The organism is Acinetobacter sp. YH12142 (assembly GCF_013418435.1).
Classification (GTDB): Bacteria; Pseudomonadota; Gammaproteobacteria; order Pseudomonadales; family Moraxellaceae; genus Acinetobacter; species Acinetobacter amyesii.
In genome coordinates this window covers 94,725-104,940 of the sequence record NZ_VPCB01000013.1, presented here as the reverse complement: position 1 = coordinate 104,940, position 10,216 = coordinate 94,725, and the positions used below count along the sequence as shown (strand labels likewise).

Here is a 10,216-nt window from a genome sequence, read left to right as displayed (position 1 = left end):
TGTTCAAATGGCGATTCAGCGTTTAATTGGTTTTGGGAAAAAAGAAGAGTTTAAGGAAATTTTGGCAATTTTAAGAAAGCAGAATCCTGATAGGATAAGGGTTCTGTGAAATTTGTCGTGTACAGAGACATTTCATAATGATTTCTGAAAGTACAGGAAATTTATCAAGATACAACTCGTAAACATATAGTTCATTACGAAGCTGATCAATATTTGTAAAAACTCTATCATATTCAAGTAATAGCTTACTTTTAATTTGATATGAATCATCTGATTCTTTTAAATTTAACAATTCTATTCGAGTGTAATTTGAGGTGTATTTATACGTACAAGTAGATGTATCAGCCAATATTAATTTTGACGAAACAAGCTCTCTGACACATTGATAGATTTTGGAATAATATCTCTTTGAACTAAACTCAGGATAGAAAAAGATAAATTGACTCCTTAAGTCTTTGAACTCATAGCCTGAGAATGTTCTATCTGACAAAAAATCAAACAAACAGTTCTTAAGCTGATGATTTGTAGACATATAGATATACCAAATAAACAATTGAATAAGAAAATATCCTATTTGGGGATATTTTCATAAATAGTACACCATCTTGAGCTATGAGCTCAATACATGACCCTCGATACAAAAACTTAATCAAAGAATTAATTTTAATACGTGAGTTGAAAAATATAACTCAGGTAGAACTTGCAACATCTTTAAAAAAACCTCAATCGTACATAGCTAAAGTTGAAAACTTAGACAGAAGAATCGATGTATTAGAGTTATATGATTGGTTGTCGGCTTTAGATAAACCTCTTATTGATTTTTTAGCATGTTATTTTGAGCAGTAAAATTTTCAAGTGACAAGTTTTTAAGTGAGATGAATGGACTATTCATAAGTGTAATCGGTGAACTAAGATTACTGATATATAAAAACTAGAAAGGCTTTGTTGCATAAAGATTTCATAACCATATGATTTTAAAGGTTTTGATTGATTTTTAATATAAAATTAAATCCAATAAAATCAATTACTTATTTCTTTATGCAACAAAGCCAATTCAATCTATAAAAAACCTTAGTACTTGAAATCAATAAAAAAATCTCCAACTAATGTTAAAGATAAATATATCGAGATGCTAATGTTTGACCATGAACAAAAAATTATGATCAATCGTATTGTAAAAGAGTTGGAAGAAAATAATTTTGCAATATTTGCAGGTGCTGGTCTATCAGCCCCTGCGGGATATGTAAATTGGAAAGAACTTTTACGCCCCTTATCTATTGAATTAAGTTTAGATATCGATAAAGAAACTGACTTAGTTTCTTTAGCCCAGTATTATGTCAATGAAAATCATGGTCGTAGCAGATTAACTGAAAGGTTAATCGATGAAGTTGGTATAGCTCGAGAACCGACAACTAACCATAAGATTTTAGCGAAGTTACCTATATCAACCTACTGGACAACTAACTATGATGATCTAATAGAAAAATCTTTAGATAATGAAGGTAAAATAGCAGATAAAAAATTTACTAAAAATCACTTATCTCAAACTAGGAAGGGACGTTCAGCTATTGTCTATAAAATGCATGGTGATGCGAGTCTTCCTGATCAAGCAATTATTACTAAAGATCAATACGAATCATACCCGCTACACTTTGCACCATTCGTAACAGCTTTGTCAGGAGACTTAGTTTCAAAAACTTTTCTTTTCCTAGGATTTAGCTTCAATGATCCAAATTTAGATTACATACTTAGCAGAATCCGAATTCATTTTGAACAAAATCAAAGACAACATTATTGTATTTTTAGAAAAGTTAATCGTGATGACTACAATACTGATGAAGATTTTTCCTATAATCGTTTAAAGCAACAGTTTGTGATTAAAGACCTTGCTCGTTTTAGTATCAAAGTTGTATTAATTGACTCTTGGAATGATCTCACACATATATTAGAAGAGATTACAAAAAAATTTCGATGTAAAAATGTATTCTTATCGGGTAGTGCCCATGACTTTAGTCCATGGGATCAAACCGCAACGGAATTTTTTCTATCAAAACTAGGGGAAGTTTTAATCCAAGAAGGTTTTAAAATTACATCAGGTTTAGGCTTGGGTATTGGTAATGCATTTATTAGTGGTGCAATTAAAGAAATTTATAATAGAAAATATACAAAAATTGATGACTATTTAACAATGAAGGTATTCCCTCAATTTGTAGCTGATCCTACAGAAAGAAAAAACATTTGGACAGTATGGAGAAAAGATTTATTGAGTCAGACAGGAATTGCTCTTTTCTTTATGGGGAATAAAATTATCACAGATCCTGAATCAGGCAAACAAACTATTGTTTTGGCAGATGGTATGGATGAAGAATTTCAAATAGCACATGAATTAGGTTTAAAGCTAATACCAATTGGTGCGAGTGGATATAAGGCAAAAGAATTATTTAATAAAATAACTTCTGACTTCGATCAATATTACCCCAATTCCACACCAAAATTTCGAGAAGCTTTTGAAAAACTAAATGAAGAAGTAGATGAACCAAATAAGTTGTTATCAAAAATTCATGATGTAATTAAGTTAATTTAAATTGGAGAAATTTATGGCTAGACGAACTTTTTTCAGCTTTCACTATTCTGGTGATATATGCCGTATAGGTATAGTGAGAAACTCATGGCTAACCAAGAAAAATCGTGATGATGCGGGATTCTGGGATTCGGCAAAGTGGGAGCAAGTAAGAAAAGAATCTGATTTAGCAATTAAAAGATGGATAAACAGTCAACTAGAAAATACAAGCGTTACAGTTGTCTTGATAGGAGCAGATACTAGTACAAGAGATTGGGTCAACTATGAAATTGAAAAAAGTATTGAGCGTGGTAACGCTTTACTAGGTATTTATATTCATAAAATAAATGGTTTAGGAAAAGGTGTCTCAAGGAAAGGAAGAAATCCGCTTGATGATCATTATATTGCATGCACTGACGGTAAAAGTTATAAAGCATCAAGCATTTATGCTACTTACGATTGGGTAGATGACGGTGGATATGAAAATTTAGGAATATGGATTGAAGCTGCTGCAAAGCGGGCAGGCAAATAGTTATAAATAAATTACGTATTTATAAAATGGTCAACTTCATTTGTTAGCCGTTTTATGAATAGTATAAAAAATCTAATTATCTATAAAATTGAGTTTTTTCCAAAAAAACTCAAAATTTCTGCAAGATAGATCGAAGTTTCACGCAATTCAAAGTTAAGATCAATAAACTTGTGTTGTACATTTGCCAAATTAATACAAAGGCTTAGTTGTATAAAGATTTCATAACCATATGATTTTAAAGATTTTGAATGATTTTTAATCTAAAGTTAAATTCAATAAAATCATTTGCTTATTTTTTTGTGCAACAAAGCCGATTCTAGGGTAAGCTTTTTCATTAGAGAATTATATTGCTGAAGAAGCCTTCAGTGGTAGATTCGTGTAACAAAGCCAGTCAAGACTAGAATATTAATTCTGCTAAGCCAGATAATATCAATCTTTAACTATTGATAAAATAGAGTTATTACCTTTCTGATATTCGGACAACTTATTTTTAATCTTATGGTTTTCATAGACTAGATTATTTATCTGACCTGTCTTAATCGCATTTTTCTCTTTTAACGCTTTAATTTTTGTCTTAAGTTCTTTAATTTCTTTTAATAAAGCAGAATTCTTTTGAGTATCTGTTGTACCGCCATTTTTTATTTTTTGAAGATTTTTTGCTGCGGTGATCTTATTTTTCAATTCAATAATTTCAGGGTCATTTCCTTTAATTGCTCCACGTTGACGACCTGCCTCTAAAGCAACAGCATCAAATGAAATTCTTTTGTCTTGCTCAATTAGGCGTTGTAACGCTTCTTCATAAGGTTTTATTCGTTTAGAACTCATGCGCTTACTTTCTCCAATAGTTTATCAATTGCTTTAATTTCAAGATTGGTTTGTTGGTGATACGGAGAGCCTTCATCAAATCGCTGAATGATTTTTGATAAAGAGGTTTTTAGTGTAGAAAGAGCTTTCACAGATCTGTCATTGAAGATAGCTTTAGGGCATGTAACACAGGCACTAATATGAGCTAATGAGAGTTTGTCACAAGTACCATTCATTGTGCATCCACCTAAAGGAGTTTGCTTATATGCAATGCGATTGTCTTTCATACTTTTCAGTGTTTTTTTTCGATCCTCAAGGAAGTCAACTGTGCTTACATTCATTTTATTGACTTCAAGCCATGTTCCATGTCCACCAAACAAGGGATGCGCTTGATTTCTTGTATCTGCTAGATACTGATCACATTCAGCTTCAATTAATTCATCTTGGAATTCGGTAATAAAGTCTTGTTCACTTAGGTCATTTGCAAACATAGCACCATCAGCGTAATAGGCTGTCATATCAACTTCAATATGCTTCAACTGATTCTTTAGTGTGGGAAGGCTAACAAGCCCACTTCTTGAACAATACACAGCAAGAGAGCGTCTAAATTGGTGGTGAGTGAAGGGCCACATTTTACCTATAGCAATATTTTTATTTTCATTGAAAGCAGTTAATGGCTGAACTCTTACAAGTTCATCGAAATCATCTTGAGTTACAACACAATTAGTTATTAATTTCTTAAAGTTATCACCGAAAACTATCGGCGTTAAACCGTAGTTAGGAAATAAATTAGATGTAAGGGTGTCGTTATGATAAAAAGAATAAAATAGAGGTACTTGTGACTCTACCAATGAATCTATAGAGCAATGTTTTTGTAGGCTTAAACCAATTCGACAAATAGATTGAGCAACCTTATTTGCAGATTCTAAGTCTCTCGATGTTACCCATAGAGCAGAAACCCGTTTCATGCCTACAAGTTTAGTTGAATAGGCTCTAACGGTATAAACCTCATTGTTATTGACGATTTTCTTTTGGAATGCATCGTATGCACAAGAGATTCCTTCTCTGTCTCTCATTCCTGTAAAACACAAAAAATAGAAATAAGCATAAAATTGAAGATTTTTAATATGGTAACTGAACTCTTGTTTATCACTGATTGAATATTTATTACAATATTTAACCAGAGCATATTTCTCAAGAGTTTCATAGAACTCTATTCCTTTTCTTGATCGACTCCCTGCATTTCCGTAATTCTTTATTTCTGCCACATTCTTATGCCAAGCTTCGATGTTTTCGTGGATTTCAAGATACTCTTTAAATAAATCTGCACCATTCTGAATAAAAGTTGAATATATGTGGCTTGGGATAATAAGTGTTTGAGATTTATCATCAGGTAATTTTTTTACTGCTGCATCAATGGTATCAATTACATCTATAGAAAACCCAAAAGTATGATCGGTTAAGAATTGGCCGACTTTATGCAGTTTATACATAACAAGCATTCTTTTCTTTTGAGTGCTTTTCTTTATTGATTTTAGGTCTTCTTTAAATTGATTTATCGCAAATGTATTTTTGCTAACTTCTGTAACTCTTACATTAAGTTGTAGGCACATTGAGATGAAGTACCTAACATGAGTCATATCTCCCATTAGAGTGCTTACTTTGGTATATCTATGAGATGTTAGTTTAAAGTGCAATATGGAATAACAAATTAATTTAAACTCTAATTTTAAATCTTCAACTAAATTCTTATCAGGATGAGTTTTAAACTCATCCAAAAGAAAATAGACTTTGCTGGGAAAAACGTCACTTGAGTATGGGGAGAAATCCCAAATATCATCACTAAACAGAGATAAGGGTTTACCCTCAATATCTGATGATATTACTGTTTTGTTATTAGGGTAGTAATCGTTAGTTTCACCAAGAAATTTTTTTTCATAAATCTCAGATAAATTCATTATACAGTTTCCAATAATTTTAAGGTCAGTGAAATTTCAGCCCAGTATTCATCAATATCACCCTCATCGATTTCATCTTGAATTAGAGGAATTAATTCTTTTGTTTCAGGGAAAGATGCTTGAAGATCACCTAGTATTTGAATGATTCTTTCTTGTATTAAAATGCCTTGCTCATTATTTTTTTTCTTAGATGCCTTAAACATATCAAGAACAGATAATAATTTTTTAATATCGGTTCTATCAGGGTGTAATACGAAGTTTGTACAAAATAAACATGATTCAGGTCTTCTACAATCAGGTGCAATAATTATTTCAGGATTTATACTTTTCTTTTCGATATTTGAACAATTCCCCATAGGTATAGTTACGGTTTCTATCTCAGATGGCTTGTAAATATAAGAATTATTTAAAATATTACCGAAAATATTATCGAGAGCATTAGACATTTCATTTGCAGAATCATTGAAAGTTGTTTTTCCGTAATTAGCTACAAAAGTTCTCAAATTATTTCCTAATTTTAATGATGCTAGCCTTGCGGAATTTGTCATTTTTAAAAATTCCGTTGAAATAATTTGGCGTATTCCATGAATGGGAATCCAATTTTTACTAAAGTTAGTTGTGAACCACGTTTTATACGAGTGTAAGGCATTTGCTGTTATTGGAGTGATGTGGCTATAGCCACGCCTTTTAGAAATGCTATTAGGGATATATATAAATAGATTATTCTTATAAGTACCTAAAAATTCATCTGAATATTTGGTCAGCAACCATGAACGAAATTCAATATATTCTTTGAAGTGAGGAAGAAAGTCTACGCCAAATTCAATTGGTACTTCATCATATTTAGCTCTGTTTTTCCTAGTAAAAGTTCTTTTACCTTGTGTGCTAGGAACTGTGTCAAACTTATCTGATTCGATTAAAAATAGACTTGAACGATTGGCAGCAGTAACGCAAGTGAAGCAGAATAAAAAGGCTACAATAGCCTTGTTTGCTAGACTTTCATGTTTATCATACCAATCTTTAGTTTTTCCTGACGTAACGACAGAAGGAATACCTTCGTAAATCAAATTACAATCAATTTTATATTCGTCATATTTGAAATTAAAGGAGATCGGGAAAGTTCCATCTTCCATCAAAAAATTTTTAATGGTTAAGAAAATTGAAATGTTATATAAAAAGAATGATTCAATATCATACTCAGTTTGATTCCATTGGCTTTCATCAACTGAATCTTGTTGAATGGTTTTTGAGCGAATTAAAATACTACTAATATCAGTATTTAAGGCAATTGAAATTACATAAGCAAGCGTAGATTGTAGGCTACTTGCATAAGAACTTGAGAGAGATTTTTTCTTATCTACAGAAACAACTCTTGAGATAAGATATTGGGTGTAGTCTGTATAAATTTGATAACTTTCAGATTTATTTTTAAAGTCAATCGTGGGATTATGCTTGTTTATATAATCAAATATTGCATTAAGATTAGAAATCATTTTCTTAATTGATTCTGTAGTATTTTTTTTAATAATGTAGGTTAATAATACTTCTTTTAAAATGCCACATCTTGATTCATGTAAGCTACTTTTAACAACCATTGAAGGTTTAGAGCAACTAGGTTTTTTAAACATGGAATAACAAAGATTACCATAGTCTTTTTTAAGTGTTCTGTTGTTTGTTTGATAGCTTAAAACCAATTCTTCTATTTTACAGTCACGAATAGCACTAAAATCTTTTATATCTATAATTGTGGTTTTTCTTTCAGTATATAGGTTCAAAATGTTAATCCTGTTGAGCGTTAAGTGGTTTTAATAAACGTTTCTCAAGTGATTTTTGAGCACTATTATATGAATCTATTTCATAATAATAATTGAGATATCTTTCAGTTGTTTTTGTTGATTCATGACCAAGTAACTTTTTAATATGTAATAGTGATTGAGAGTTATTCCATCCTAGATCCATACACTTTTTTAAACTATTTAGAGCAAACGTAGCACGTAAATCATGTAGACTGAAATTAGGGAAATTAGGGTGCTTTGCTTTAATCATTTTAATTAAAGATATTAGTTGGGAATGGAGTGTTCCGCCGACTGCAATATTCTGATCTAAACCATGATCACTATTCTCTAATTCATAAATTTCTTGTTTACTCGTATAATAGGGTGTTCCTTTTTTAGTTAAAAAAATATAGTTATTATCAGTTAAGTCGTAATAGCTTCGTCGAGCAGCATTTTTCCATGTTTGAGATTCAGTGAATTTAATCAAATCTAAGCAAAGTTGGTAAGGGATATAGATTGCTATTTCACTTGAAAACTTTGAATCTATAGAAGTGCCATTACCTACTGTAAGTTTTAATCTATTATCGAGAACAGTATTTTGCATTAATATTTCTTTTATATGCTTTACTCGAATTGTTGAAATTGTTTGCGATCTAGCACCAGTTTCTAAGGCAAATTTAAAAAAAAGTTGAAATGCTCTACTAGGGTGATTTTCCAAAGTCTGCATAATAGTACTTAGGTATTCAGGTTCAATTGGGTGTAGCACTCGACCATCCTTAATCCCATCAACAGTATCTTTCTTTTTAGCAATAGGTCTTGCTAAATTAGTAGTTTCAACTTCTCTGATTTGACTAAAACCCAATGAGTCAACAGTCCTAATGTTTCTTGCAATAATTTGAAAAGGTAATCCATTTTTAATAACACCTTTATCAAATAATTTATGTTTGAAACTGAATTTATAGAAATTAACAACACTATTTATTTTCTTACTTCGAGTTGAACCTTTTATTAAGTTTCGATGGTATATACGATCTAAATTAGAAACATATCGATTGATAACTCGGTCTTCTTCCTCAAGTGGTAAATATAACCAATCAAAATTCACATTTTCATGTTGGCAATCTTCAATAAAGCGATAAAAGTCTAATAAATCGTAAGCTATAGAAAGTAGAGTTTTATAATCTCGACCACCGTTTATTGATAAATACTTTATGAAATATAAACTTGAGATTTCCCAGACTTCACCATTGCTTTGAATAATAGTTGGCATGATTGGCGTTAATACTTTTCGTTGTTCCGAGAAAAAAGGAATGCAGTTGCCTTGTTCATCTTCTTTTAAATGACTGAATTCAGCTAGTCTAAAGTTTCTAATCTTAATTAACTCGGCTTTACTTCTATAGCGATCTTCTTCTAACTGCATAAGTAATTAACTTTGTGATAATTCCATATTTGTAAATGTACTCTAAAATTCTATATATGTAAATATAGAGTAGGCGAATCGCTCTTTAATGATGCCATGTGTATTGCCGTGTTTATGACTTTACTCAATGTCTTGCAAGGTGAACATTTTACCGTCATTGGTACGCTTGAAACGCTATTATATGAAATTGTTGTCGCAGTCATCATTGGTTGGGCATTTGGTTTAGGAATATTACGTTTACTCCGTGGTAAACATGAGATGGAATCCTTGATTTTAACCACTGCATTGTTGGCAAGTGGTTCTTATCTAGTCGCTTTATTCGCACATGCATCAGCACCAATTGCATGCGTTATTGGTGGTTTGATTGTTGGGAATAAATGGAAAGAAATCCTTCAAGATCGTGAAATTCGGGAAGTCAATCATTTCTGGCATACCGTGGAAGGGATCATCAATTCCTTCTTATTTACCCTGATCGGTCTTGAGTTATTTATCTTAGATTTAAGTATCAGTTTGATTTTAGGCGGTATGGTGGCGTTTATTATTTTGCATGCATCGCGCTTTGCAGCAAACTATTTATCTTTTGCATTCTTCCCAAGTTTCCGCAAAAAAAGTTACAACGGTAGCCTTGCCATCTTATCGTGGGGTGGGGTTCGTGGCGGTATTTCATTGGCCTTAATCCTTGCTGTTGCCAATATTCCTGAACTCAGTGAATACAGCAGTATTTTGATTGGATATACATTTATTGCAGTCTTAATGTCGGGGCTCGTGTGTGGTCTAGGTTTACCTGCTGTGATGAATGCTTTTTATTACAATCCAAATGAAGAAACCAAAGGCTTCAAAGGTTGGTATCAAAGAATGTGCCATAAAATGAATAAAAAGGGCTTCCAATATATTGTGGGTGAAGATATTCATGGTAATGAAACCATTACGGTTTATAACCCAGAAGCGTTAATAGATACTAAAGCAGATGATGGTGTAGCTGCGGTACATAACCCAGAAAAAGTGCAAGAAGTTCGTCGTTTAGAGAACCCCGAAAACTTCTAAAACTGATTTGTTTGACTTAAAAAAGGAAATGCTTGGGCATTTCCTTTTTTATTTCTAGTTGTGTTCCATCAAGTAACATCAAAAGTCGGGAAATTATGACTGGTCATTCATCGGTATTATTGT

At 31.8% G+C, this 10,216-nt stretch carries 7 protein-coding genes and 1 pseudogene; 4 read left to right on the top strand and 4 right to left on the bottom strand.

Annotation, left to right across the window (positions count from 1 at the left end; all coding sequences use genetic code 11):
* Positions 1-612: 612 nt before the first annotated feature.
* From FTU77_RS11405 to FTU77_RS11395, 3 genes are all read left to right on the top strand, one after another.
* Positions 613-846, top strand: a complete 234-nt coding sequence (locus FTU77_RS11405) for a helix-turn-helix transcriptional regulator (RefSeq protein WP_180055825.1) — start codon at positions 613-615, stop codon at positions 844-846.
* A 289-nt stretch (positions 847-1,135) separates the two neighbouring features.
* Positions 1,136-2,584 (top strand): SIR2 family protein, encoded by a 1,449-nt coding sequence (locus FTU77_RS11400; RefSeq protein WP_257223629.1) that lies wholly within the window; start codon positions 1,136-1,138, stop codon positions 2,582-2,584.
* A 13-nt stretch (positions 2,585-2,597) separates the two neighbouring features.
* On the top strand, positions 2,598-3,092 hold the full coding sequence (locus FTU77_RS11395) for a TIR domain-containing protein (RefSeq protein ID WP_180055824.1): 495 nt from the start codon (positions 2,598-2,600) through the stop codon (positions 3,090-3,092).
* A 429-nt stretch (positions 3,093-3,521) separates the two neighbouring features.
* Here FTU77_RS11395 and FTU77_RS11390 read toward each other — a convergent pair whose 3' ends face one another.
* From FTU77_RS11390 to FTU77_RS11375, 4 genes are read right to left on the bottom strand one after another with little or no spacing between them, the layout of a single operon-like run.
* Positions 3,522-3,917, bottom strand: coding sequence for a hypothetical protein (locus tag FTU77_RS11390; RefSeq protein ID WP_180055823.1), 396 nt, complete (start codon positions 3,915-3,917; stop codon positions 3,522-3,524).
* A complete protein-coding gene (locus tag FTU77_RS11385; protein WP_180055822.1) occupies positions 3,914-5,854 on the bottom strand; it encodes a hypothetical protein in 1,941 nt (646 codons plus the stop codon). Before FTU77_RS11385 ends, FTU77_RS11390 begins: the two co-directional genes overlap by 4 nt.
* A complete protein-coding gene (locus FTU77_RS11380; protein WP_180055821.1) occupies positions 5,854-7,629 on the bottom strand; it encodes a hypothetical protein in 1,776 nt (591 codons plus the stop codon). The genes FTU77_RS11385 and FTU77_RS11380 overlap by 1 nt, the downstream gene beginning before the upstream one ends.
* A gap of 4 nt (positions 7,630-7,633) precedes the next feature.
* A complete protein-coding gene (locus FTU77_RS11375) occupies positions 7,634-9,049 on the bottom strand; it encodes a site-specific integrase (RefSeq protein ID WP_180055820.1) in 1,416 nt (471 codons plus the stop codon).
* Between the two features lie 72 nt (positions 9,050-9,121).
* Between FTU77_RS11375 and FTU77_RS11370 the strand changes: the two are divergent.
* Positions 9,122-10,093 (top strand): annotated as a pseudogene (locus FTU77_RS11370) (cation:proton antiporter); the annotation flags it as partial.
* Positions 10,094-10,216: the final 123 nt, after the last annotated feature.